Origin of the sequence: Nocardioides sp. GY 10113, assembly GCF_004919105.1 — a bacterium.
GTDB lineage: Bacteria > Actinomycetota > Actinomycetes > Propionibacteriales > Nocardioidaceae > Nocardioides.
Map to the genome: position 1 here is coordinate 199,451 of NZ_STGK01000004.1, position 24,002 is coordinate 223,452.

At 73.6% G+C, this 24,002-nt stretch carries 21 protein-coding genes; 17 read left to right on the forward strand and 4 right to left on the reverse strand.

Annotated features, from left to right (window positions below; translation table 11 throughout):
- Positions 1 to 109: 109 nt before the first annotated feature.
- A complete protein-coding gene (locus E8D34_RS07020; RefSeq protein WP_168929359.1) occupies positions 110 to 1,510 on the reverse strand; it encodes an MFS transporter in 1,401 nt (466 codons plus the stop codon).
- 94 nt (positions 1,511 to 1,604) lie between these two features.
- Here E8D34_RS07020 and E8D34_RS07025 point away from each other — a divergent pair, with 94 nt between their 5' ends.
- The gene (locus E8D34_RS07025; RefSeq protein ID WP_206056589.1) at positions 1,605 to 3,251 is read left to right on the forward strand and encodes a nitrilase-related carbon-nitrogen hydrolase; all 1,647 of its coding nucleotides are present in this window, start codon (positions 1,605 to 1,607) and stop codon (positions 3,249 to 3,251) included.
- Between the two features lie 70 nt (positions 3,252 to 3,321).
- Here E8D34_RS07025 and E8D34_RS07030 read toward each other — a convergent pair whose 3' ends face one another.
- Positions 3,322 to 4,035, reverse strand: a complete 714-nt coding sequence (locus E8D34_RS07030; RefSeq protein ID WP_136593900.1) for a GntR family transcriptional regulator — start codon at positions 4,033 to 4,035, stop codon at positions 3,322 to 3,324.
- A gap of 208 nt (positions 4,036 to 4,243) precedes the next feature.
- Between E8D34_RS07030 and E8D34_RS07035 the strand changes: the two genes are divergently transcribed.
- From E8D34_RS07035 to E8D34_RS07100, 14 genes are all read left to right on the forward strand, one after another.
- The gene (locus E8D34_RS07035) at positions 4,244 to 5,542 is read left to right on the forward strand and encodes a flavin reductase (RefSeq protein WP_136593901.1); all 1,299 of its coding nucleotides are present in this window, start codon (positions 4,244 to 4,246) and stop codon (positions 5,540 to 5,542) included.
- Positions 5,539 to 6,831: an acyl-CoA dehydrogenase family protein gene (locus E8D34_RS07040; protein ID WP_136593902.1), complete on the forward strand. Its 1,293-nt coding sequence runs from the start codon at positions 5,539 to 5,541 to the stop codon at positions 6,829 to 6,831. The genes E8D34_RS07035 and E8D34_RS07040 overlap by 4 nt, the downstream gene beginning before the upstream one ends.
- Positions 6,828 to 8,345 (forward strand): aldehyde dehydrogenase family protein, encoded by a 1,518-nt coding sequence (locus tag E8D34_RS07045; RefSeq protein WP_136593903.1) that lies wholly within the window; start codon positions 6,828 to 6,830, stop codon positions 8,343 to 8,345. The genes E8D34_RS07040 and E8D34_RS07045 overlap by 4 nt, the downstream gene beginning before the upstream one ends.
- Positions 8,342 to 9,301, forward strand: coding sequence for an isocitrate lyase/phosphoenolpyruvate mutase family protein (locus E8D34_RS07050; protein WP_136593904.1), 960 nt, complete (start codon positions 8,342 to 8,344; stop codon positions 9,299 to 9,301). The genes E8D34_RS07045 and E8D34_RS07050 overlap by 4 nt, the downstream gene beginning before the upstream one ends.
- Positions 9,302 to 9,329: 28 nt before the next feature.
- Complete coding sequence (locus tag E8D34_RS07055; RefSeq protein WP_136593905.1) at positions 9,330 to 10,580, forward strand: NAD(P)/FAD-dependent oxidoreductase; 1,251 nt, start codon at positions 9,330 to 9,332, stop codon at positions 10,578 to 10,580.
- A 47-nt stretch (positions 10,581 to 10,627) separates the two neighbouring features.
- Positions 10,628 to 12,094, forward strand: a complete 1,467-nt coding sequence (locus tag E8D34_RS07060; RefSeq protein ID WP_206056590.1) for an aldehyde dehydrogenase family protein — start codon at positions 10,628 to 10,630, stop codon at positions 12,092 to 12,094.
- An 81-nt stretch (positions 12,095 to 12,175) separates the two neighbouring features.
- On the forward strand, positions 12,176 to 13,000 hold the full coding sequence (locus E8D34_RS07065) for an oxidoreductase (protein WP_136593906.1): 825 nt from the start codon (positions 12,176 to 12,178) through the stop codon (positions 12,998 to 13,000).
- Positions 13,000 to 14,016 carry an alpha/beta fold hydrolase gene (locus tag E8D34_RS07070; RefSeq protein WP_136593907.1) on the forward strand — a complete coding sequence of 339 codons (1,017 nt, stop codon included), beginning with the start codon at positions 13,000 to 13,002 and terminating at the stop codon, positions 14,014 to 14,016. The genes E8D34_RS07065 and E8D34_RS07070 overlap by 1 nt, the downstream gene beginning before the upstream one ends.
- An 8-nt stretch (positions 14,017 to 14,024) precedes the next feature.
- Positions 14,025 to 15,305 (forward strand): aromatic ring-hydroxylating dioxygenase subunit alpha, encoded by a 1,281-nt coding sequence (locus E8D34_RS07075; protein ID WP_136593908.1) that lies wholly within the window; start codon positions 14,025 to 14,027, stop codon positions 15,303 to 15,305.
- Positions 15,302 to 16,054, forward strand: a complete 753-nt coding sequence (locus E8D34_RS07080; protein ID WP_136593909.1) for a hypothetical protein — start codon at positions 15,302 to 15,304, stop codon at positions 16,052 to 16,054. The genes E8D34_RS07075 and E8D34_RS07080 overlap by 4 nt, the downstream gene beginning before the upstream one ends.
- Entirely contained in the window at positions 16,051 to 17,034 is a 984-nt protein-coding gene (locus E8D34_RS07085) for a hypothetical protein (RefSeq protein WP_136593910.1), read from the forward strand. Before E8D34_RS07080 ends, E8D34_RS07085 begins: the two co-directional genes overlap by 4 nt.
- Positions 17,031 to 17,855, forward strand: a complete 825-nt coding sequence (locus tag E8D34_RS07090) for an SDR family oxidoreductase (protein WP_136593911.1) — start codon at positions 17,031 to 17,033, stop codon at positions 17,853 to 17,855. The genes E8D34_RS07085 and E8D34_RS07090 overlap by 4 nt, the downstream gene beginning before the upstream one ends.
- Positions 17,855 to 18,544 carry a hypothetical protein gene (locus tag E8D34_RS07095; protein ID WP_136593912.1) on the forward strand — a complete coding sequence of 230 codons (690 nt, stop codon included), beginning with the start codon at positions 17,855 to 17,857 and terminating at the stop codon, positions 18,542 to 18,544. The genes E8D34_RS07090 and E8D34_RS07095 overlap by 1 nt, the downstream gene beginning before the upstream one ends.
- Positions 18,541 to 19,287, forward strand: a complete 747-nt coding sequence (locus E8D34_RS07100; RefSeq protein ID WP_136593913.1) for an arylmalonate decarboxylase — start codon at positions 18,541 to 18,543, stop codon at positions 19,285 to 19,287. Before E8D34_RS07095 ends, E8D34_RS07100 begins: the two co-directional genes overlap by 4 nt.
- Positions 19,288 to 19,397: 110 nt before the next feature.
- Here the strand turns inward: E8D34_RS07100 and E8D34_RS20700 are convergent, their stop codons facing one another.
- Complete coding sequence (locus E8D34_RS20700; RefSeq protein WP_168929360.1) at positions 19,398 to 19,553, reverse strand: hypothetical protein; 156 nt, start codon at positions 19,551 to 19,553, stop codon at positions 19,398 to 19,400.
- Positions 19,553 to 20,239, reverse strand: a complete 687-nt coding sequence (locus E8D34_RS07105; RefSeq protein ID WP_136593914.1) for a class E sortase — start codon at positions 20,237 to 20,239, stop codon at positions 19,553 to 19,555. Before E8D34_RS07105 ends, E8D34_RS20700 begins: the two co-directional genes overlap by 1 nt.
- A 137-nt stretch (positions 20,240 to 20,376) precedes the next feature.
- On the opposite strand from E8D34_RS07105, the gene E8D34_RS07110 reads away from it, so the two are divergent.
- Together E8D34_RS07110 and E8D34_RS07115 are read left to right on the forward strand one after the other, a co-directional pair.
- Entirely contained in the window at positions 20,377 to 22,593 is a 2,217-nt protein-coding gene (locus E8D34_RS07110; RefSeq protein WP_136593915.1) for a hypothetical protein, read from the forward strand.
- Positions 22,594 to 22,640: 47 nt separating this feature from the next.
- Complete coding sequence (locus tag E8D34_RS07115) at positions 22,641 to 24,002, forward strand: hypothetical protein (protein WP_136593916.1); 1,362 nt, start codon at positions 22,641 to 22,643, stop codon at positions 24,000 to 24,002.

Consider the following 24,002-nt stretch of genomic DNA (forward strand, 5'->3'; position numbering starts at 1 on the left):
GGTGGAAAGCGCCCCTCGAGTTGGTCGATACGGCCAACTCGAGGGGCGCTTTCCACCGTCTCGAGGGGTCTTTCCGACCGACTCGGGCGGTGCTTCCCACCCACTCGCGCTATCGGGTGGCGGCCAGGTCCGCGTCGTAGGCGGACCGCGCCCGGGCCAGCACGCCGATCGCCAGGAAGAGCGGCGGCAGCAGGCCGAGCATGGCCAGCGGCAGCGAGTCCAGCAGGTCCGAGAGGAAGCCGATCAGGAACGGCCCGAAGGCGCCGCCGAGCGTGGTCAGGAACTGCAGCAGTGCGAAGCCCATGCCGCGGCTGGTCATCGGGACCACGTCGGCGGCCGCGGCGGTGAGGTTGGGGATCGCGCCGGCGAACCCGGCGCAGGCGATGGCGATCATGCCGACCCGCACCGGTACGCCGGGCAGCAGCACCGCACCGGTCAGGCCGACCGTGCCCGCGGTCAGGAACACGCCGGCGACGCGGATCCGCCAGCCGCCGACGGTCCGCCGGTCGCCGAGCCGGCTGCCGAGCAGGATGCCGACGACGATGCCGGTGCCGCCGACGCCGCCCGCGAGGCCGGACGCGGCGTCGTACCCGAGGTTCTCGGTGCGCTCCAGGAACGTGGGCAGCCAGTAGAAGATGCCGGCCACGCCCAGCGAGAGCAGCGCCTGTGCCGCGATCACCCCGCGCAGGGTCGGGATCCCGAGCAGCCGCCGGGCGTCGGAGATGATCGAGCCGCGCAGGTCGTGGGCGGGTGCGTGCGACAGGACGGCCTCCGCGTCGGCCGCGCCGCCCGCCGACGCGGCGCCCCGCAGCCGGTCGATCCGGTCGCCGAGCCCGCGTACGGGCTCCTTGACGGTGGCCATCAGCGCCGCGATCACCAGGCCGGGGGCCGCGGCGATGAAGAAGACCGCGCGCCAGTCGAGCGCCTCGGCCACCGCGCCGCCGATGATCACGCCGGCCGGCAGGCCCATGTAGTAGCCGGCCCGCTCGAACCCGAATGCCTTGCCGCGGGCGCTGCTGGGGTAGTAGTCGGCGATCAGGCTGGAGGCGGGCGGGTTGTACAGCTGGCCGGCCCCGCCGATCGCGATCCGGACCAGGAAGAACATCACGAAGGTGGTGGCCAGGCCGCTGAGCACCGAGCACAGCGACCAGATCAGGACCACGACCACCACGGTGGCGACCCGGGGCGCGCGGTCGGCCAGCCGGCCGGCGGGGAGGAGCAGGGCCGCGCCCGCGATGGCGGCGGCGGTCGGGATCGCGCCCGCGACGGTGTCGCTGAACCCGAAGTGGTCCTGGATGGCCGGTAGCGCGCCGGCGATGAGGTTGATCTCGACCCGGTCGATGAAGGCGACGAGGGCGATCGCGATCGCCGGCCACCAGCCGAACGGCGGGTCGCGGTCGAGGTCCACCGGGCGCTCGCCGCCGCGCGCGTGGACCGTCAGCACGGCGGTGCCCGACGTCGAGGCGACCGCGATGTCGACGGATTCGGGGTCGGGTTGCGTGTCCGTCACGGGAGACTCCTGTGCTGGGGGTCGTCGTCGGGTTAGGCTACGGATCGTACAAGATATACGAAATTGGGAGGTCGCGTTGCTCCGGGTCGCAGCAGTGCAGTACGCCGTAGGTGAGGACGTCGCGGAGAATCTCGCGACGGCGCTGCGGATGGTCGGGCGGGCCGTCGAGGCCGGCGCCGAGGTCGTCGTGCTGCCGGAGTTCGGCAACCACGTCTCGTGGTACGCCGACCGCGAGCACGCCCGCCGGCACGCGCAGCGACTGGACGGTGAGTTCGTGCGCAGCCTCGCCGCCGCGGCGGCCGAGCACGGCATCTACCTGATGGTGAACTGCACCCTGCTCCGCGAGGACGGCCGGGTCGGCGGCAGCAACGTGCTGCTCGGCCCCGACGGATCGGTGCTCGCGGTCAGCGACAAGCAGGTGCTGATGGGCTCCGAGCGCGACCACATCGACCCCGCCGTGGACCGGATCGCGCCGGTCGACACGCCGGTCGGTCGGCTGGGGCTCTACTCCTGCATGGACGGCGTCATCTACGAGACGCCGCGGATGCTGGCCGTCGAGGGCGCCCAGGTGCTGCTCAACAGCCTCAACTCCTTCGCCCTGGACGAGGCCTCGCTGCACGTCCCGGTCCGCGCGGTGGAGAACAAGGTCTGGGTGGTCGCCGCCAACAAGGTGGGGCCGCTGGTGCCCGCGCACAGCATCGAGGCGGTCGCCGAGCGCGTCGGGGTGCCGGTCGATCGGCTGCACGGCGCGGGGGAGAGCCAGATCGTGGCGCCCGACGGAACGGTGGTCGCGGTCGCTCCGCGCACCGGCGAGGCGGTCGTGGTCGCCGACATCGACGTCACCCTGGCCGACGACAAGTCACGCCCCGACGGCACCGACGTGATCGCGTCGCGTCGCCCCGACCTCTACGGTCCGATCGCCGAGGCGCCGCGCGGCCGCACGGCCCCTGCCGGCGCCGACGAGATCCGCGCCGCGGTGCTCACCCCGAGCGTCGGGTCCGGCGACGCCGAGCTCCCCGCCCTGCTCGCCGAGGCCGTGGCTGCCGGCGCCGACCTGGTGGTGCTGCCCGAGCGCGCCGGGCTGGGGGCGGTCGACATCGCCCCCCTGCTGACCGGTACGACGACCCGCGTCGTCACCTCGGTGGTCGACGACGCGGGCGCCCACGTCGGCCTGGTCGTCTCGGCCGACGGCGTCGAGCACGTCCAGCCCCAGCTGCACGGCCGCGGCGCGGCCCAGGCGGCGTCCGGGGGAGAGGCCGGTGGAGAGGCCGGTGGCGCGGACGGGATCGGCGTGCTGACCACCCCGTGGGGTCGGCTGGCGGTGGTCGTCGGCGACGACGCGCTCTATCCGGAGACCTTCCGGCTCGTCGCGCTGGCCGACGCCGACGTGGTCGCGGTGCCGTTCTCGGTCGCCGAGCGCCACGATGTCGACCTGATGCTGCTCGAGCGGGCCGCGGAGAACCGGCTGAACCTGGCCGTGGCCTCCCGGCCGCACCCCGAGCACGGCGCGGGCGCGCTGATCCCGCTCTCGGCGGACTTCACGCTGTGGGGCGAGTGGTCGGGCCCGTTCCAGGGCGTGATCAGCCGTCCCGACCCCGTGCCCGCGCGGGTCGGGGTGACCGTCGCGACCCTGCGGCCGGTGTGCGCGACGAACCGCTTCGTCAGCCGTGGCACCGACGTGGTCGACGGCCGTCCGTGGCACCTGGCCTCGGCGCTGACCGCGGTGCTCGTCCGGGACTGAGGCCGGCGGAACAGCAGCAGGGGCGGCACCCGGTCGGGTGCCGCCCCTGCAGCGTGCTCGGTGCCCGTGCTCAGCCGGCGGTCGCCGACTCCTCGGCCTCGTGGGCGGCCAGCGCGGCGACGAGTGCGTTCTCGGTGCTCTCCAGGTGGGCCACCCAGGCGGCGGTGAGCTCCTCGACCTTGTGGTCCCGCGCCAGGTCGAGCAGGTGGCGGTGCTCGTCGATCCGGCCCTGCTGGGTCTCGGGGGCGTGGTCGAGCTCGCCCATCAGCAGGTGCAGGTAGCGGTCCGAGGCCTTCCAGAGCACGCGCAGCACGTTGGCGTCGGCCGGCCCGATCTCGTCGAGCAGCATCGCCTCGTGGAACGCGTGGTGCTTCGCGGCCAGGGCGGCCGGCTCGCGCTCGATGCCGACGTACTCGGCGAGCGCCTCCTCGGCGTCGGCGAGCCGCTCCTCGGTGATGGTCGCGCCGGCGCGGCGGCAGAGGTCGGACTCGATCAGCTTGCGCAGGTGGTAGATGTTGCGCAGCTCCTCGGTGGTCACCGTGGCGACCAGCGCCGAGCGCCCGGGCCGGAGCTCGATGACGCCTTCGCTCTCGAGGCGGCGCAGCGCCTCGCGGACGGGGATGTGGCTGATGTCGAATCGCTCGCACAGATCGACGATGGAGACGGTCGAGCCCGGTGCGAGGTCGCCGTTGAGGATCGCCCGGTGCAGCTCGTCGGTGACCCGGTCGACCAGCGAGTGGTGAGCGATGGGTCGTACGCCGGCGGTGGCGCTTCGTGGGCTCATTCGGATTCCCCTCTGGTGGCGTTCGGCGGGCTGGCGGCGGTGCCGCCGACCCGTGCATCCGGTCCCGCCGGTGGCGGGAGTCCCAGGCGGATGCTCCGTAGAACACCCCGATCATATATTCCCGCCGAGTTTTTTCGGCGACTCGTCCCGCCGAACCCCTCCCCAAGCAGAGTAGATATCGTATATTCTTTGCAACAAGGAGGTGCTGATGATCGATCCGACGACGTTCCGGGACGTCATGGCCCAGTGGCCGAGCGGGGTCACCGTGGTGACGACGCTCGGCCCCGACGGTGTCCGGCACGGGATGACGGCCAGCTCCTTCGCCAGCGTCAGCCTGGACCCGCCGCTGGTCTCGATCTGCCTGACCAAGACGCTCTACAGCCACGAGCTCGTCTCCCGCAGCGGGATCTTCGGGATCAGCGTGCTGGCCAAGGACCAGGCTGAGATCGGTCGCCGGTTCGCGGGCATGAGCGGGGACCTCGAGGACCGGTTCGCCGGCGAGAGCTGGACGACCGCCGAGACCGGCGTGCCGCTGCTCGACTCCGCGCTCGGCTGGTTCGACTGCCGCGTGGTGCACGCCTATCCGGGCGGGGACCACACGATCTTCGTCGGCGAGGTCGTCGCCGGACGCTCCGCGGGCCGCACCGCGCCGCTGCTCTTCCACTCCCGCAACTGGGGGCAGGTGGCCGACGTGCTGCCGGACGCCGCCACGCTCGCCGACGGCGGCGTGGTCGCCGGGCTGGCGGCACGTGGGGCGGCCGACCAGGCCGCGCTCGTCGCCGCCGGTGTCGGCGACGCCGGCATCCGGGTCCGGGTGGCCGACCTGACCTCCGCCACCGACGACGTCGCCGTCCTGGCGCCCGGCGGTCCGCAGCCGCTCTCCAGCGCCCTGGTCGGCGACCGGGCCCAGGCCGACCTCGCCCTCGGGGCGGGGCTGGGCACCGTCGAGCTCGAGGTGGACCCCGGTGACCCCGAGGACCTCGCGCGGGTCCTCGAGGCGGTCGACGGCATCGCGGAGCGCTGCGCCGTGCTGCTCGCGGACCCGTTCGCCGACGAGCGGCTCGACAGCGTCCTCGCCGCCGTCTGCGCTCTCTCCCGTGCCGGCGTCGCGGAGATCGCGCTGCCCGACATCGCCGGCCGCGCGACCCCGCTGCAGGTGCGATCGCTCCTGCAGGAGGTCGTGGCGCTGGCCCGACCGTCGCAGGTCCGCGTCGGCCTGCACGACCGCGACCGGCTCGGGCTGGTCAAGGCGATCACCGCCCTGAAGAGCGGTGTCCGGCACTTCGACGCCACCCTCGCCGGCCTCGACGCCTCCGTGGCCACCGAGGACCTGATCCGGCTCCTCACCGAGCTCGAGGTCGGCGTCGGGGTCGACGCCGCCGCCGTCGACGACCTTGCCCGCCAGGTGCGCACCGTGCCCCGGCGGGTCGGCGCAGCCGCCGAGCGCGCCGCTGTACCCGCTGCTGCATCGACCGATGCCGCCGAGATCCTAGGAGCCGCAGGATGACTGAGAAGCTGACCGCCGAGTACCTGCTGCCTGACCTCAGCGACGCCGAGCGCGAGCGCCAGGCGCGGGTGGAGTCGATCCTCCCGGCCGTGGCGGCCGCGGCCGAGGAGGCGGACGTCACCGCCGCCTTCCCCGAGGGCCACGCCAAGCTCTTCGCGGACGCGGGCCTGCTGGGCCTGGTCGTCCCCGAGGAGTACGGCGGCCTCGGCGGCGGGCTCCGCGACCTGGCCGCGACGACCTACGCGCTGGGCACCGTCTGCGGCTCGACGGCGCTCTCGTTCTTCTTCCACTGCTCGGCCTCCTCGCGAGGCCTGCTGCCGTTGGCCGCGATCGATGCCGGCCTCTACGCCGAGGGCGACGTCCCCGAGATCCGCGCCTTCGCCGAGAAGGTGCTGCACCGGATGGGCACCGAGCAGAAGCTGATGGGCAACTTCGCGAGCGAGGCGGTCAAGGCCTCCAACGCGAACGTGCTGATCTCCACCACCGCGACCAAGGTCGAGGGCGGCTGGCTGCTCAACGGCGAGAAGTCCTTCGGCTGCCTGTCCGGGACCGCTGACTACTACCTGGTCACCGCCGCCCGCGACGACGTGGCGGGCATCGATGGCCTGGGCCTGTTCTTCGTCGCCCGCGACAGCGAGGGCTCCCGGCCCCGTGCGCCCTGGCGGGGGCTCGGCATGCGCGCCTCGGACAACTTCGGCCTGGTCCTGGAGAACTGCTTCGTGCCCGATGACGAGGCGCTCGCCGTCCCGGGCGGCTTCACCAGCGCCACCACGATGTCGCGTGGCTCCTGGGTCGGCAACCAGGTCGCGATCGCCGCCATCTACGCCGGCGTCGCGCGCGGGGTCTGGGACTACGCGATGGCACGCACGATGGCCGCGAAATTCGCCGACACCGGCAAGCCGATCGCGTCCAGCCCGATGCATCAGGTGATGATCGGCGATGGCGAGTCCGCTCTCGGCGAGGCCCACCTGTGGCTGCGCCGCCAGATCGACCTGGAGGCGAGCGACCCGCCGATCCTGCCGAAGGAGGACGTGGTGGCGAGCTGGAGACTGGCGAAGGGCGCCATCTGCGAGCACGCCTTCACCGTCGCCACCACCGCGATGAAGATGTGCGGCACGTCGGGTGCCCTGATGGAGAACGAGATCGGCCGCGCCGTCCGCGACACTGCGATGGGCCTGGTCCAGGCGTTCCCCGCCGAGCGCGGCCGCCTCGACCTGGCCAAGACCATCGTCGAGCAGCAGGGCTGGGCCGGCCTCACCACCCGCGACTCGATGGGCGGGTCGCGATGACCGAGGCGGTGACCGCTCCCGGTCTCGCGGCCGCGCGCGCCGGCCTCGCGCTACCGGCGCTCGAGCAGCTCGTCGACGGCGCCTGGTCGACCCCGGCCGACACGCTCGACCTGGTGCTGGAGGACCCCTACCTGGGTACCCAGGTGGGGACCGCCGTCGCCAGCGGCGCCGACGCGGTCGAGGCCGCGCTGGCGGCCGCCGACCGCGTGCACCGCGCCGGCTCCTGGAGCGGTACGACGCCGGAGCGACGCGCGGAGATCCTGGACGCCGTCGGGGTCCGCCTCGCCGAGGAGCTGCCCCGGCTGGCGGCGCTGGAGGCGTTCGCCACCGGCGTGCCGATCGCGCAGACTGGCATCGTCGCCGTGATCGTCCCGGGCGCCTTCCACCTGGCCGCGCAGATGCTGCGCGACGGGGTGCTGGCCAGCACCGTCACCGGCGAGCACGGCAACCCCGTGGAGGTGCACCGGCTCCCGCTCGGGCCCGCGTTGAGCCTGGTGCCGTGGAACGCGCCGGCGCCGATGGCCGCGCACAAGATCGCCAGCTCGCTGGCCGCCGGGGCGCCGACGCTGCTCAAGCCCAGCGAGTACGCGCCGTGGGGCACCACCGCGCTGGCCCGCGTGGTCGACGAGGTGCTCACCGCCGAGGGTGTCGCGCCCGGCACCTTCCAGCTGCTGCACGGCGGCCCCGCGGTCGGGGGCGCGCTCGTCACCGCCCCGCGGATCCGGGCCGTCTCCTTCACCGGCGGCCTGCGTGGCGGCCGGGAGATCGCCGGCGCCTGCGCCGCGAACTTCACCGCGCTCCAGCTCGAGCTCGGCGGCAACAACCCGCTCGTGGTGCTGCCGGACGCCGACCCGGCCGCCGCCGCCCGGCACGCCGCCGACCTGCTGACCACGCTCAACGGCCAGTGGTGCCGCGCGCTCGGTCGGCTGGTGCTGCCGCGCGGGCTCGCGGACGAGGTGCTGGCCGGGATCGGCGAGCGCCTGGCGACGCTCACCGTGGGCGACCCGCTCGACCCGGCCACCGAGCTCGGCCCGATCGTGCACTCCGGCCACCTGGCGCGGCTGCGCGCCGACATCGAGGAGCGGCGCGTCGCCGGCGGCACGGTGCACACCAGCACCCCGCTGCCCGGCGGCCCCGGCAACTTCCTGGCGCCGACGCTGCTCACCGAGGTCCCCGCCGAGGCCGCGGTGCACGAGGTCTTCGGCCCGGTCGCGACGGTGCACGTGTACGACGACGTCGAGGAGGCCGTGGCGCTGGCCAACGGCACGCCGTTCGGCCTCGAGGGCTACGTGGTCGGCACCGACACCGACGCCGCGCTCGCCGTGGCCCGCCGGATCCGCGCGGGCGAGGTCAAGGTCAACGGCTCGACCATCATGAGCCTGCACCTGATGACCCCGCGACCGGCCTGGGGCCTGTCCGGCATGGGCGAGGAGGGCACCGTGGAGACCATCCGGATCTTCACCGGCGCCCGGGTCGTGGGGGTCGAGGGCGGCTACTCGCTGCACGGTCGATGAGCGCGGCTCCCCGCCCGGACGACCCGACCACGAGCGACCCGACCGTTCCGACGGGCACCGGTCCGCAGCGGCTCCGCGCGCTCCTGGGCGGCACCACGCCCGCGCGCCTGCCCGGCGTCTTCGACGCGGTCTCCGCGGCGATCGCGGCGGCCGCCGGGGCGCCAGCGGTCTGCCTCTCCGGGGCGACGGTCTCGGCGGTCGACCTCGGGCTCCCCGACCTCGGCTTCGTGCACGGCACCGACATCGCGCGGCGTGCCGCCTCCCTGCGCGGCCCGCTGGCCGGCGTACCGGTGCTGGCCGACGCCGACACCGGGTACGGCAACGCGCTGCAGGCCGCGCACACCGCGCGCGAGTACGCCGCCGCCGGGATCGCCGGGCTGCACCTGGAGGACCAGGTCGCGCCGAAGCGCTGCGGCCACCTCGGCGGCAAGGAGGTGGTCGGCCTCGACGAGGCGGCAGGCCGGGTCCGGGCCGCGGTGGAGGCCGACACCGGACTGGTGGTCGTGGCCCGCACCGACGCGCTGTCGGTGCTCGGCCGCGAGGCCGTGGTGCAGCGCTGCCGGGCGTTCGCCGAGGCGGGCGCGGACGCGGTCTTCGTGGAGGGCGCCGGTCTCGGTGACCTGGCCGCGGTGGCCGCGGCGCTGACCGCCGACGGCCGGCCGGTGCCGCAGGTCTACAACCGCTCCGAGGCCGGTGGACCGGTCGAGGCCGGTCCCGACGACGCGGCGCTGGCCGCGGTCGGCGTCCGGCTGGTGATCCACCCGGTCTCGGCCCTGCTGGCCGCCGCCGCGGCGGTGCGCCGGGCCGTGGTCGCCGTGCTCGAGGGCGGGCACGCGGCGCCGGTGGAGCGGATCGGGTGGGGCGAGCTGACCGGGCTGGTCGGGCTGCCCGAGCTCCTGGCCGCCGAGCAGACGTACGCCGCCGCGGGTGCAGGCGCGAGCCACCCGGGCCGATGAGGAACGACGAGAGAGACAGGTGCAGGCGATGACGAAGGCAGCCGGCGGTGCGGTGATCGTGGTGGGCGCGGGCCCGGTGGGGCTGACCGCGGCCCTCGTCCTGGCCCGAGCCGGGGCGAGGGTGACGGTGCTGGAGGCCGGTCCCGGCCTGGCCGCGGAGTCGCGCGCCTCGACGTTCCACCCGCCGAGCCTGGAGATGCTGGACGAGCTCGGCGTGCTGCCGACGCTCATCGAGCGGGGGATCACCTCCACGACGTTCCAGTACCGCGACCGGGTGACCGGGCCGATCGCGGAGCTCGACCTGGGCGCCCTGGCCGGCGACACGCCGTACCCGTTCCGGGTGCAGTGCGAGCAGAGCAAGCTGACGCCGATCCTGCTCGAGGCGCTGCGCGGCCTCGACGGGTTCCGGATCGAGTTCGACCAGCCGGTGGTCGCCGTCGAGCAGGACCTCGACGCACCCGCCGGGGGAGCGAGCGTGACCACGGCGTCGGGGGAGACCTTCCACGCGGACTGGGTGATCGGTGCCGACGGCGCCAGCTCGGTGGTGCGCAAGCAGATCGGCGCCGAGTTCGAGGGGATGACCTACCCCGAGCGCTTCCTGGTGGTCTCCACCACCGAGGACCTGACCGCCGCGCTGCCCGGCATCGCCGCGGTCAACTACGTCTTCGACCCGACCGAGTGGCTGGTGCTGCTGCGCACGCCGGAGCACTGGCGGATCCTCTTCCCGACCGACCCGGACAGCCCGGACGAGGTCGAGGTCGACCCCGTCCGGGTCCAGCAGCGGCTGGCCGGCGTCGCCGACCTCGGCCGCGAGTGGGCCCTGCTGCACTCCTCGCTCTACCGCGTGCACCAGCGGGTCGCGGACCGGTTCCGCGGCGGTCGGGTGCTGCTGGTCGGCGACGCCGCACACGTGAACAACCCGCTCGGCGGGATGGGCATGAACAGCGGCATCCACGACGCGGTGCTCTCCGCCGGCGCCCTGGCCGAGCTGCTCGCGGTCGACCCGTCCGACGGACCGGCCGCCGAGGCGGCGCTCGCCCGGCTGGACGAGGTGCTGGCCGCCCGCCGCGACGTGGCCCGCTCCTACGTCAAGACCATCACCCACGACAACTGGAAGCAGCTGCGCGAGACCGACGAGACGGCGCGCGCCGCGCACCACGCCGAGCTCCGGGCGCTGGCCGCGGACCCGGACGCGCACCGCCGGCACCTGCTGCGGACCTCGATGATCGACTCGCTGCGGCCGGGCCGCGAGCCAGTGCTCGACGGGGCCGGGGCGTGACCAGCGCCCCACCGACCAGCCCCGTGACCAGCCCACCGACCAGCCCCGTGACGAGCACCGTGACCGGCGCCGTGACCAGCGTTCGGGAGAACCCGGCCCGCACCGACGAGGTCGTCGGCGTGGTCCAGCACCACGACGAGGCCGCGGTCGACGCGACGGTGCGCGAGGCCGATGCCGCGCAGCGCGCGTGGGCCGCCCGGGCGCCGCAGGAGCGGGCGCACCTCGTGGCCGCGGCCGCGGACGCGCTCGAGCCGACCCTCGACGACCTGGCCCGGCTGGTCGCCCGGGAGACGGGGAAGCCGCTCGCCGACTCGCGCGGCGAGGTGGGTTTCGCGACCACCGTCCTGCGCTGGTACGCCGAACGCGGACCGTCGCTGCTGGCCGACCGCGTCGAGGACGACGAGCGGGGCCGCCTGGTCGTGCGGCGGCGTCCCTACGGCGTGGTCGGCGCGGTCACGCCCTGGAACGCGCCGGTGATCCTCGCCGCGCTGAAGGTCGCGCCGGCGCTGGTCGCGGGCAACGCCGTGGTGGTCAAGCCCTCGCCGCTGGCGCCGTTCGGCGTGGAGCGGATGCTGGCCACGATGGCGACCGCCCTCCCGGAGCCGGTGCTGCGGGTGGTGCACGGAGACGCTCCGACCGCGACGGCGCTGGTCGGCCATCCCGACGTGCGTCGCGTCGCCTTCACCGGCGGCGAAGGCGCCGGACGCGCGATCGCCGGCCTGGCCGGCCGTTCGCTGACGCCGAGCGTGCTGGAGCTGGGCGGCAACGACCCGGCCGTGCTGCTCGAGGACGCCGACCTGGACGACGCCGCCTACGAGCGGCTGCTGATGGCGGCGTTCGCGACCAGCGGCCAGGTCTGCATGGCGGTCAAGCGGCTCTACGTCCCGTCCGCCCGGCTGGGTGAGGTGGTCGAGGGGCTGCGGGCCGCGGCGGGCCGGGTGCTGCGCGTCGGGGACCCGCTGGCGCCGGGCGTCAGCATGGGGCCGGTGGTGACCGCCGCGTCCGCTCGCCGGGTCGAGGGCCTGGTCGCCGACGCGGTCGCGGCCGGCGCGACCAGCGTGCCGCTGGGCACCGTCGACCCGGGCACCGACCTGTCCCGGGGCCACTTCGTGGCGCCGGTGCTGCTCACCGGCGTCGCCGAGGAGGCGCCGGTGGTCGCAGCCGAGCAGTTCGGGCCGGTGCTGCCGGTGCTCGGCTACGACGGCATCGAGGAGGCGATCGCCCGCGCCAACGCCGGCGAGCTCGGGCTGGGCGCCTCGGTGTGGTCGGCCGACGAGGAGCGCGCGTTCGCCGTCGCGGCCCGTCTGGAGGCCGGGTTCACCTTCGTCAACACCCACAACCGCACCGGGATGGCGCTGCGGGCGCCGTTCGGCGGCATCAAGCGCTCGGGGTGGGGCCGGGAGTACGGCGACGAGGGGCTGGCCGAGTACGTGCAGGACTGCGTGGTGCACGCGCCGGGCGCCTTCCGGGCCGGCGGCGCGGGGCTGGCCGCGGCGGCGTACCCGACGGGTTGAGAAATCCGGCGCGAAGTGCTCGCCAAATCGCGCAGAGTAGATAGAATATATTTTGTCCGTTGAGCCAGGAGGAAGAGTCGGATGAGCCAGAACCTGAAGTCGGTCCAGGAGTACTTCGACGAAGCCGGCCCGACCGACGTCACGTCGCTGTTCGCGGACTGGAAGGCCCTCGTCGACCGGCTCGCCACGCGGGTCAAGGACCGCTTCGAGCTGCAGCGTGACCCCTCCACCGATGCGCTGGAGTCGTTCACCTCGGAGGCCGGCCCGTCCGGCAGCGTGCGTGCCTACACCGGCCCCGAGATCGACTGGATGATCCACTCGCACATGGAGAGCGCGGCCATGGGCTTCGTCAACGTGCACCTGACGATCTGGCTCGGTCCGCAGGTCCGCGTGCCGCACTTCGGGATGGCGCTCGGCGCCTTCCCGCAGGGCTGGATGTTCCTGGACTCCGTGCCGCGCTCGAACCTGATCACCGACACCGACTCGTTCGACCGCTACTACGGTCCGCTCAACGACGAGTGGGAGCAGATCCAGGCGGAGAACGACTTCATCCAGCCCTTCGTCAGCCGCAGCGCCTTCGTCCGCGCCAGCCTGTCGCCGACGGCGTACTGCTTCATGGCGCCCGGCGACGGCCGGACCACCGAGCTGGTCAGCGGCATCGCCGAGCGCCACCTCGACCGCTGGCTCCAGTGGGTCGACGAGGCCGAGCGGGTGCCGGCCGACGAGCAGGCCGCGCTCGCCGCGCAGGACGAGCTGAGCCGGCGCAACATCGCCGAGCGCGACCCCGCCAACGAGATGGGCGAGCGGTTCTTCGGGACCGAGATGACCCAGCAGCTGGTCCGTGCCCTGTGGGGCGGCGACCGCGTGCTGCCGCGTCCGCACCTGCTCGGGGACGCCTCGTCCTGATGTCCGGATCCACCCTGGTCGACGCCGCGCCGCTGGTCCGCACCCACCGGATCGCGGTGCGGGTCCCGGGCGCCGAGGCGCCCTACGACACCGCCCACGTGACGGTGCGGTACCCGGCGCTGCCGGCCGAGACCGACGTCGAGCGGATGAGCGGGATGCTGCGCCCCGACGCCTCGGGCGCGCCGTACCCGGTCGTGGTCGTGCTGCCCGGCATCAACGTCGCCTCCACCGGCTACCTCGACCTCGCCGTGGCGCTCGCGCGCCGCGGGATCGTCGCGGTGACCTTCGACTGGGTGGGTCAGCTCTTCCCGGGCCAGGTCGGGCTGACGCCCGGCGTCGACCTGGCCGCGGTCGGGCCGGACAGCTACGGCTCCGCGCCGACCACGCCCGCGCTGCGCCCCCTGCTCGACGCGCTCGCCGACGCGCACCGCGGGGGACCGCTGGAGGGGCTCCTCGACCTGGACCGGGTCGGCCTCTTCGGGCACTCCGCGGGCGGCACCGTCGCGCTGCAGTCGGCCGGACCGGAGTGGTTCCCCGAGATCCGCGCGGTCGCCACCTACGGGGCGCACACCATGGCCTCCCAGCAGCTCGGCTTCCCGCCGGCCACCCTGCTCGCGGCGCCGGTCGTGGCGCCGGTGATGCTCGTCGCCGGCTCCGCCGACGGGGTGGTCGCGGCCAGCGCCATCCGGTACGGCGAGGAGGCCGGCGCGCCGGGCCACGACCCGGTCGAGCGGACCTGGTCCGAGGCGCTGCCCGCCGCGACCGAGGCCTGGTTGGTCAGGCTGTGTGACGCGGGTCATATGCTGCCCGCTGCCCCCGATGATCCGACCTCGGCACGCGGATTCCTCGAGGCGCCTCCCGGAGCGGATGCGGAGCATCTGCGCCGGGTGCTGATCGACCTCCTGGTCACCTTCTTCGCGGCGCGGCTCAGTGACGACGCCGCGGCCGAGGCCGACCTCTCTGCCCTCACCGACCCCGACCACCGACCCGAGATCGCCGACGCGCGGCGACGCTAGGAGCCCCCATGTTCAAGAACTTCTGGTACGCCGTCGAGTTCAGCAAGGACCTCGAGGCCGGCAAGCCCAAGAAGGTCAAGGTCCTCGGCCAGCAGCTCGTGCTCTACCGCAAGGGCAGCGACGGCTCCGTGGTCGCGATGTCCGACCTGTGCGTCCACCGCGGCGCCGAGCTGTCGGCCGGCAAGGTCAAGGGCGACTGCATCGTCTGCCCGTACCACGGCTGGGAGTACACCCCCGACGGCGTGGTGCAGAAGATCCCTGCCCACCCGGACAAGGGGATCCCGCGCAAGGCGCGGATCGACTCCTACCCGGTGATGGAGAAGCACATGTTCATCTGGGTGTACCTGGGTGACCTGCCGGAGGAGGAGCGGCCGCCGATCCCGGACTGGTCCGAGATCGACGACACCGAGAACTACCGCGCGGTGACCGGCGAGTTCCTGTGGCACTCGAACTACGAGCGGATCCTGGAGAACGGCGTCGACGTCGCGCACACGCCGTTCGTGCACGGCGGGGTCTTCGGCAACCCGGAGAAGCCCGAGGTCCCCGACTTCGAGATCGAGGAGTCCGACTGGCACTGCAAGGTGTCGATCGTGCTCAACCCGCCGAAGTCGAAGGGCTTGTGGGGCCTGCTCACCCGCGGCGACAAGGCCGACCTGGCGAACCGCCCGCCGGTGCCCGTCTCGACCACCTGGTGGCTGCCGAACATGATCCTGCTCGACGTCGGCACCCCGATGGGCGCGATGAAGATCTTCGACGTCAACATCCCGATCGACGAGGAGACCACGCTGGTCAAGTTCGTCGCGCTGCGCTCGTTCTTCAAGGGCGCCTGGGCCGACCGGGACGCCCTCCGCCGGGTCTACAAGGTGCTGCACCAGGACCGGGCGATCGTCGACGGCGTGCGCCCCGAGCTGCTGCCGTTCGACCTCTCCGCCGAGCTGCACGTGAAGAGCGACTACAACGCCGTGAAGTACCGCCGCCGGCGCCAGGAGCTGATCGAGGCCGGCTGGAGCGTCGCGGACAACACGATCGTCGGCGAGGGGCCCGCCCGGGTCGAGGCACGGGTGATCCCGTCCCCGACCCGCAAGGAGGTCCCCGAGCTGGCCAGCGCGTGGAACTTCAAGGAGGCCCGGAGCCGCGAGATCCTCGCCGGCCGCGGCGAGCTGCCGACGAGCGCGAAGAAGCAGCGCCGGCTGGTCATGGACGACCCCGCGCCCGCGGAGCAGGAGCCGAAGGTCGGCGAGAACGGCGCCGCGGCACCGTCCGCAGCCGGCGAGGAGGTGACCGCATGAGCCTGCCCGGAGGTCTGTGCAACCGCACGCTGGACACGATCGTCGAGCGCGCCGGGCTGGCCGAGGTCACCAGTGACGACGGCGGACCGTTCCGCACCCTGGTCTCGGTGATGGGGCCCGACCCGGTCGGGGCGGTCCGCGTCTTCACCGGCGACCCGGACGCCAACCAGGTCGCCAAGGCCGTGTACGTCGGCATCACCGTGCCGCAGATCGGGCTCGACAGCCACATGGTCTTCGCGTTCGCCGACGAGTCGGCGCCGATCCCGCACTTCACGCTGGACTCGGTGAGCGCCCACGGTTACTTCGCGTTCCACCTGGACCTGATCCAGCGCGCCGACCTCGGCACGCACCTGACCTACCTGGACTGGGCGCACACGCCGCTGACCGCGACCTTCGAGGAGGTCCAGCAGCGCGAGGGCCTGTCGAAGGCCGCCATCGGTCCCCGTCAGGCCTCGGTGATGTCGCCGTGGATGTGCGTGGCACGGGCCACCGAGGAGGCCTTCGCCGGCATCGAGGACGCCGTGGCGGCGTACCTGGGGCACTGGTTCTCGCTGGTCGAGGCGCCGGTCCCGGCCGAGGTGACCGCGGACCTCGCCGACACCGACCTGGCGGCGCGCGACGAGCGCAACCGCTCCATCCTGTTCAGCCCCGACGTGGACAAGGTCTGGGCCCAGATCAGCCAGCTGCTCGGCCCCGAGGTCACCGAGGGCATCCGTGCGCAGCTGCTCAGCAACGAGGTGAAGGCATGACCGCGACCCAGGAGACGGGCGCCGACCAGCAGGCCGCCGAGACCAGCGAGTGGCAGAAGAGGATCGCGGGGGAGTGGCACGGCCGTCCCGGCCTCTTCGACGCCCAGGGCAACCACGTCGGCTTCGAGCGCGTGGACCGGGCCAGCGTCGTCGAGGACGGCGTCGCCCGCTACTGGATGAACACCACCCTCGAGGGCGGCGGCCCGCTGCGGAACCGGCTCGAGCTCGGTGCGCACTTCGACTTCGGCATCGTCGACTCCGACCAGAACCGGGTCTACTGCGGCCCCGACTTCTACGGCACCGGCCAGCCCTACGGGCTCTTCGTCGACGCCAACTACTACTCCCCGGGCTGGCAGGCCGACCTGCGCACCTGGAACCAGGTGCTGCCCGACGGCAACACCCAGGTCTACTCCTCGGTGCTGTACGACGGCTGGTCGGTCTGCGCGGTCTTCAACGGCGTCTACCAGCGCACGTTCGACCACGCCACCAACCCGGCGACGCAGCAGTTCGTCGAGGACTGGATCGCGCTGGAGACCAGCCGCGGGGCGCGGCCGCAGGTGCTGCCCACCAAGGAGGCCGGCGCCTGGCGCGGCACCCTCTTCGTCAACCCCGTCGACCAGTCCGAGGGCGGCGAGGTCGAGGTGACCATCGAGCACCAGCCGCTCGACCTGCGTCGCGCCCGCCAGCAGGTCACCTGGAGCGGGGCGCTGGACCGCAGCTACGGCTTCCAGCGCTACCGCGACGGTGCGCGCACCCAGTACGAGGGCCCCGAGGTCTTCGGCAACGCCCAGTCCTTCGGCCGCGCCCTGTTCACCACCCAGCACCTGGTCGGCCCCGACGCCACCGGGGTGGAGAAGATCCGCGGCCGGGAGTTCCTGATCGACGCCGACAACCGTGACCTGGCGATCGTCTGGCAGCTGATGAGCGGCGACGCCACCACCCACTTCGTGCACGGCGCCCTCACCTGGGAGAGCGCGTGAGCGCCAGCGCCCCGGGATCCGGACGGGTCGTCGTCGTCACCGGCGGCACCCGCGGCATCGGGCTCGGCCTGGCGCGGGAGTTCCTCGCCCGCGGCTGCCGGGTGGCCCTCTGCGGCCGCTCCGCCGAGGCGGTGGAGAAGGCGCTCGCCGAGCTCGGTGCTGGCGACCGGTGCACCGGGCTGGCCACCGACGTCGGCGACCGGTCGGCCGTGCAGGCGCTGTGGGACCACGCCGTGGCGACCTTCGGCCGGGTCGACGTGTGGGTCAACAACGCGGGCCTCTCCGCGCCGCGCGGGGCGCTCGCCGAGCAGCCGGAGGAGACCGTCGAGGCGGTGCTGCGCACCAACGTCCTCGGCGCCTACAACGGCTCGGCCGTGGCGCAGGCGGGCATGGCCGCCCAGCCCGGCGGAGGCTGGATCTGGAACATGGAGGGCTTCGGCTCGCGCGGTGAGCACCAGCCCGGCATGGCGACGTACGGCGCCTCCAAGCGGGCGGTCAACTACCTGACGGAGGCGCTGGTCCGCGACGTGAAGGGCACGCCGGTCAAGGTCGGCTTCCTCTCGCCCGGCATCGTCGCCACCGACCTGCTGGTCGGCGACTACGACGGGCGTCCCGAGGAGTTCGAGAAGGTCAGGAGGATCTTCAACATCCTCGGCGACCGGGTCGAGACGGTGACCCCGTGGCTGGCCGACGGCGTGCTCGCTGCCGGCAAGAACGGGGCCCGCGTCGCCTGGCTGACCAAGCCCAAGGCGATGGGGCGGTTCATGACCGCCGGCTTCAGGAAGCGCGACATCTTCGCCGACGAGGAGGGATCCCGCTGATGGCCGTCGACCCGTGCACCGAGTACAACCTCCTGCTCGCCGCCGAGGACTTCGTCCCCGTGATGCTGGCGGGCGCCGGCACCGTGGTGCTGGGCCTGGCCGCGGGCCGGGCGCTGCCGAGCGTCCGCGTGCCTGCGCTGCTGGCCGGCGCGCTGGTCACCGTCGGCGGTCTGGCCAAGGCGATCTGGAAGCTGCTGGTCGCCGCCGAGCCGTGCCGGAACTACCCGTTCCTGGAGAACATGCTCTTCCCCTGCCTCGCCTTCGGCTTCGCCGGCATCGCCTGCGCGCTGGTCGGGGTCCGCAAGGGTCGCCCGGTGGCGTGGTGGCCGTTCCTGGTGCTGCCGGTGCTCGGCTCGGTCGCGGCCGTGTGGATCTGGGACACCGGGCCGCTGCTGGCCGTCTCCGCGATCAACGCGGTCCTGATCGGCATCCTCGCGATCGGCATCGCGCTGCGCGAGCAGCACCGCCTCGGCGCGGCGCTGTTCGTGGTCTACATCGTCGGCACGCTCGTCCTGCCGCCGCTGGCCGCCCGTCCGAACCAGTCCCTCGAGCTCCAGTGGGCCGAGCAGGCGACCAACACGCTGGTCCAGCTCTGCTTCCTGCTCGGCGCGTTCGGCCTCCGACGGAGGGTCGGGACGGGCACCACCGAGTCCACCACCACCACTAGCAGGGTAGGAGTCCCCTCGTGACCGACCGCCTCGGCTACCGCGCCAAGTTCGGCGTGATCGCCCCGAGCACCAACACCATCGTCCAGCCCGAGTTCGACATGATGCGGGTCCCGGGCGTCACGTCCCACTACGGCCGGATCCTGATCCGCGACGGCCGGATCGCCGACGACGAGGGGATGCAGAACCTCCTGGTCCAGATCCGGGCGGCGATGGACGACTGCGTCGAGAGCGTCATGACCATGGAGCCCGACTACATGGTCATGGGCATGAGCGCCGAGACGTTCTGGGACGGGGTCGAGGGCAACCGCCAGTTCGTCCAGCAGATCAAGGACCTCTCCGGAGGTCTCGGCGTGGCCACGGGCGCGGAGGCCTGCGAGCGCGCGCTGCACCTGTTCGGCGCGAAGAAGATCGGCATCGTCACGCCGTACACCCCGATCGGCGACGAGAACGTCCGCAAGTTCTTCACCGAGCTGGGCTTCGAGGTCGGCAAGATCAAGGGACTCTCGTGCGAGAGCGCGGTCGCCATCGCCCATGTCAGCGAGGAGACGCTGCGCCAGGCGATCCTCGAGGTCGACGGCCCGGACGTGGACGCCATCGTCCAGTGCGGCACGAACCTCTGCATGACCGAGCTGGCCGACGAGGCCGAGCGCTGGCTCGGCAAGCCCGTGATCGCGATCAACGCCGCCACCTGGTGGATGGCGCTGCGCGAGAACGGGATCGAGGACAGGATCCACGGCTACGGCAGCCTGCTGCGCGACCACTGACCGCGCGAGCGGGGGCACCACGTCCCGCGAGTGGGTAGAAGACGACGTCCGAGTCGGTAGGTACGCCTACCGACTCGGACGTCGTCTTCTACCCACTCGCGGGATGGGGGTCAGCCGACGACGACCTGGTCCAGCGGCAGGTGCGGCTCGACCCACGGGAAGACGACGTACATCAGCAGCCAGAAGGCCAGCGCCGCGAGTGCCAGCGCCTGGAGCAGCTTGGCGGCGGTGCCGCCGGGCAGGATCCGCCACAGGAACGCGTACATCAGGACTCCTCTCCGGCCGCGAGGTCGAGTCCCTCGGGCGGTCCGGCGCCGGGGGCGCGGGTCTCGACGAGCTGGGCGCCCACCACCAGCCGCTCGGTGGAGCCCCAGCGCGGGTTGCAGGTGACCAGGGTGAGGGTGTGCTCGGTGGGCTCCTTGCCGGGGTGGCCGGCGACGGGCTCGAGCACCTCGACCGCGGTCGGCGCGACGATCCGGCTCCACGTCACCTCGTAGGTGAACCAGCCGTCGGTGGTCTCGACGTAGATCTCGTCGCCCTCGACCACCCGGTCGAGCTCGGCGAACGGCTCGCCGTGGGTGGCGCGGTGGCCGGCGACGGCGAAGTTCCCGATCTCGCCGGGCAGGGCGGTGCCGGGGAAGTGGCCGGGGCCGTCGTCGATGGTGTCCATGTCGACGCCCTCCAGCACCACCCAGCGCCAGTCGGCGCCGAGCCGGGGCGCGTAGAGCACGGCGAGGCCGTCGCCGACGTCGGCCTGCGGCGCGCGGCCGGCCCGCTGGGCCTTCTCGGTCCGGAACTCCTCGAACAGGTCCTGCTGCGCCGCCTCTGTCTGTACGTTCGTCCAGACCAGCAGGTAGAAGACCAGCAGCGCGAGGACCGCCGCGCCGGTCAGCAGGAGCTCGGAGACGCCGCGCAGCAGTGCGCGAAACGAGAGATTCGACCCGACCGGCATGTCTTAGATATATCATCTAGGAAATGTCTGGTGACTGACTGCTCGCCGTGGGGCAGGCCGGTCGAGTGCGCCGCCCGGGGCGACGCGGAGGTGGTCGGATGGTGAGGTCGCGCGCTCGCCTCGGAGCCGCTGTCGCGGTGCTGTCGGCAACCCTTCCCGGACTGGTGGCGCCGCCGTCGTACGCGTCCGCCGGCGTGCTCGCCGTGCTCGGCGTCTCGCTGCGGGCGCCGGCCCCGGCGGTGGCGGTGGACCCGGGCGGCGGCTGTTGGCGCTACGTGCCCGCCCCCGGTGCGGACGTCGGCGAGCCCGCCGACCCCGCCGCGATCACCGACGTCAGCGCCGCCCTCGAGCCCTGGTCCGCCGCGACGCCCGCGGTGAGCCTGAGCACCGCCGGCGGCACCGCCGTCGGCCGCGCGCGCAGCTTCGTCCTCGCGATCCCCGGCGGCCCCGTGCTGGTCCCGTCCCTGGCCGCGGACCTCCCGGCCACCACGGCCACGGTCACCGCGCTCCTCGCGTACGACGGGACGCCGCTGGAGCCGGTCGAGGTCGAGGTCGAGCTCCCGGCCGCCGCTGCGGGCGACGCCGTGGCGCTGGGCGCCGTCGAGCTGACCGGCAGCCTCCCGATCGCCGCCGCCGGCGCTTCCAGCCTGGTGCTGCGCTCCCTCCACGTCGACCTGCCCGACCTGGCGCTCCGGATCGACTGCAACGGACAGGTCGAGGGCACCCCGGCCGGGGTGAACCCGGCGACCGCTCCGGTCGAGACGGCGGTCGTGGCCACCTTCGACGCCGCCGCGTCCAGCGCGGTGGCGGTCACCGCGGTGGCCGGCCAACCCTCGACCGCGGCCGCTCGGGCGGGTGACACGGTCCGGCTCGCCGGCACCGGCTTCGACGGACTCGGCGAGGCCGAGGTGATGCTGTGCCCGATCGGTGCCGGCGAGGACGACGTGGCCGGGGACTGTGTCGCCGCCGGCTCGGTGACCGCCGACGAGGCCGGTGCCTGGAGCACCGGCGTGACGCTGCCGGAGGCCGCCGACCTCGCGGACGTCGTCGGCGACCGGGCGACCGAGGGCGGTGGCGGACCGATCGCGCTGCGGATCGCCCCCGCCGCGGTCGAGGACCCGGCCGCGCCGGAGCCGCTCGCGCCGATCATCGTCCGCGTCCGGTTCCTCGGCGAGCCCACGCTCGCGGTCACCGACGAGGAGAAGGGGCGGCGACCGATCCGGGTCGCGGCCACCGACCTCGACCCCGGACGCTCCGTGCGGCTGCGCGCGCTGGACGCGGGCGGCGAGCCCGTGGGTCGCGCCGTGCGTGCCACGCCGGGAGCGCGCGGCGGCGTGCGGATCCGGATGCCGCGGCCGGAGGGCGCGACCGAGGTCCGGGCCACCCAGTGGCGGCGCGGTGGACCGCTCGTGGTGGCGGCCGACCTGCCGACCGCCGAGGTCGCGGACGAGCCGGCCCCGACGCTCCCGCCGGTGCCGGGCGCGCCCGCCGTGGCGCCGCCCGCGGTCGCGGAGCCGGCGGCCACCGCGGTCGCGCCCCCGGCCGACATCCCCGAGCCCGAGCCGATGCCGATCGACGAGGTCGCGGCGCCCGTGGACCCCGAGTCCGTGCCGGTCGAGGAGGGGGCGGTGGTGGTCACCGCCGCGGAGCTGGTCGGCTCGGCGACGCTGGCCGACCTGTTCGGCGCCTCGCCGCGCCGGATCCTGCGGCTCACCGTGGAGAACGTCGGTGACGGCGTGGTCACCGCTCCCGGTCTGGAGATCGCCGTGGGTCGCACCGGCGACGTGGAGCCGATCTACTCCGCCGCCGGGCTGGGCTCGATCGCTCCGGGGGAGACGCAGCAGGTCGAGGTCCCGATCGCGCTCGGTGTCGGTGCCATCGGCACCTACCAGATCGACGGGCGCCTCGGCGCCGGCGACGCCGGCTCCTTCAGCCTCACCTGGCAGACCTACCCGTGGGGGCTGATCGGGCTGAACCTGGCGGGCGTCGTCCTGCTGGTGTGGGCCGTCAACCGCCGCCTGTCGCGCCGGTCGAGCCCGGTGCTGGCCTCCGCGCTGGCCGCCCCGGCGGCCACAGCCGCCGGGGGAGTCGGGGCGGCCAGCGGTGTGCCGACGCGGACGGACGACGCCGTGGTGGACCTGGAGACCCTGGAGCGCTGGTGGGCCCTGCAGGCGGTGCCGGGCGGCCTGGCCGCGGCGGTGGCCGCCGGCGGCACGTCGGTTGCTCCGGTCCCGGCCCCGCAGGAACCGGGCGGCGCGGTGGTCGACGTCGAGGCCGTCGAACGGTGGCTGGCCGGCCTCCCCGCGCGCCCGTCGGGCGGTGATCGCGGTGCGGAGCAAGACCCTCGTCTGTGAAGTAGATATCGTATATCGTTTGCCGCCGAGGAGAGGAGGCGCCCGGCATGCCGACGCTTCGTAGGACCGTGCCCGACCGGTCCGTGGTGGTGCGCTCGATCGCGGTGCTCGGTGCCCTGAGCCTCGCGCTCGCGGGCTGCGGTGCCCTGATGCCCGGCGGCGGTGGCGGCACCGCCGCGGTCGATCGCGCGGCTCTCGGCCCCGGCGTCTCCGAGGAGGCCGTCAAGGTGGTCTTCGTCGGCGTCGACCTCGACGCGGTCAAGAAGACGACGGGCTTCAAGAACGCCTCCGTCGGCGACCCCGAGGCCCAGGTCCAGGCGCTCGAGGACTGGGTCAACGCCAACGGCGGCCTCGGCGGACGCGAGCTCGACGCCGTCTTCACGCTCTACGACGCCTCGACCGACTCGCCGGCGGCCGAGGAGCAGCTGTGCAACCGGGTCACCCAGGACGAGCGGGCGTTCGCGGTCGTGCTGACCGGTCAGTTCCAGTCCAACGCCCGGCCCTGCTACGCCGGCCGCAAGACGCTCATGCTCGACGAGACGCTGGTCGCCAACAACACCGAGCTGTTCGAGGAGCTCGCCCCGTACCTGTGGGCGCCGAGCTTCCCCGAGTACAACTCCTTCGTCTCCTCCTTCGTCGACGCGCTCGACGGCGCCGGCTTCTTCGAGGGCCGCGACCAGGTGGCGATCGTGGCCGCGGACACGCCCGGCAACCGCGCCACGATCGAAGGCAGGGCGATCCCGCGGCTGGACGCCCTCGGCATCACCGCGGAGGTCGGCTGGGTCGACCCCACCGACATCGGCACCATCTACGCCGGCGAGGAGCAGGCCGCGATCACCTTCGCGACCAAGGGCATCGACCGGGTGATGTTCCTCGGCGGCTCGCGGCTCGCCTCGATCTTCGCGACCATCGCCGGGTCCAAGGGCTTCGAGGCGACGTACGCGATCTCCAGCTTCGACAACCCGTCGTTCTTCGTGAACAACCCCGAGACCGTGCCCGCGAACACGATGAAGGGCATGGTCGGGGTCGGGTTCCACCCGCCGCAGGACGTCTTCGACGACCAGTACCCGTTCCCGGCGGCCGGCGTGGAGCAGGAGTGCATCGACATCTACGCCGACGCCGGCATCGAGTTCGCCAGCCGCGAGGCGGCCCGCGTCGCGCTGCCCTACTGCGACGCCGCGCGGATCCTCAAGCTGGGCGCCGACAACGTCGACGGCGAGCTGAACGCGGCGACCTGGAGCGACGCGGTGGACGACCACGGTGACGAGTACCAGACCGCCTCCGGCTTCGGGAACGCCCTCGGCGGCGGCCGGTACGCGGCCGCCGGCGCCTACCGGGTGATGCGCTTCGACGACGCCTGCGCCTGCTTCGTCTACGAGGGCGACGACGTGCCCTTCGCGGAGGAGTGA

Coding starts and splice junctions, on each gene's coding strand:
- E8D34_RS07030 (WP_136593900.1), bottom strand. CDS start 4,035: ATGAGCCCACGAAGCGCCACCGCCGGCGTACGACCCATCGCTCACCAC.
- E8D34_RS07035 (WP_136593901.1), top strand. CDS start 4,244: ATGATCGATCCGACGACGTTCCGGGACGTCATGGCCCAGTGGCCGAGC.
- E8D34_RS07040 (WP_136593902.1), top strand. CDS start 5,539: ATGACTGAGAAGCTGACCGCCGAGTACCTGCTGCCTGACCTCAGCGAC.
- E8D34_RS07045 (WP_136593903.1), top strand. CDS start 6,828: ATGACCGAGGCGGTGACCGCTCCCGGTCTCGCGGCCGCGCGCGCCGGC.
- E8D34_RS07050 (WP_136593904.1), top strand. CDS start 8,342: ATGAGCGCGGCTCCCCGCCCGGACGACCCGACCACGAGCGACCCGACC.
- E8D34_RS07055 (WP_136593905.1), top strand. CDS start 9,330: ATGACGAAGGCAGCCGGCGGTGCGGTGATCGTGGTGGGCGCGGGCCCG.
- E8D34_RS07065 (WP_136593906.1), top strand. CDS start 12,176: ATGAGCCAGAACCTGAAGTCGGTCCAGGAGTACTTCGACGAAGCCGGC.
- E8D34_RS07070 (WP_136593907.1), top strand. CDS start 13,000: ATGTCCGGATCCACCCTGGTCGACGCCGCGCCGCTGGTCCGCACCCAC.
- E8D34_RS07075 (WP_136593908.1), top strand. CDS start 14,025: ATGTTCAAGAACTTCTGGTACGCCGTCGAGTTCAGCAAGGACCTCGAG.
- E8D34_RS07080 (WP_136593909.1), top strand. CDS start 15,302: ATGAGCCTGCCCGGAGGTCTGTGCAACCGCACGCTGGACACGATCGTC.
- E8D34_RS07085 (WP_136593910.1), top strand. CDS start 16,051: ATGACCGCGACCCAGGAGACGGGCGCCGACCAGCAGGCCGCCGAGACC.
- E8D34_RS07095 (WP_136593912.1), top strand. CDS start 17,855: ATGGCCGTCGACCCGTGCACCGAGTACAACCTCCTGCTCGCCGCCGAG.
- E8D34_RS20700 (WP_168929360.1), bottom strand. CDS start 19,553: ATGTACGCGTTCCTGTGGCGGATCCTGCCCGGCGGCACCGCCGCCAAG.
- E8D34_RS07105 (WP_136593914.1), bottom strand. CDS start 20,239: ATGCCGGTCGGGTCGAATCTCTCGTTTCGCGCACTGCTGCGCGGCGTC.
- E8D34_RS07115 (WP_136593916.1), top strand. CDS start 22,641: ATGCCGACGCTTCGTAGGACCGTGCCCGACCGGTCCGTGGTGGTGCGC.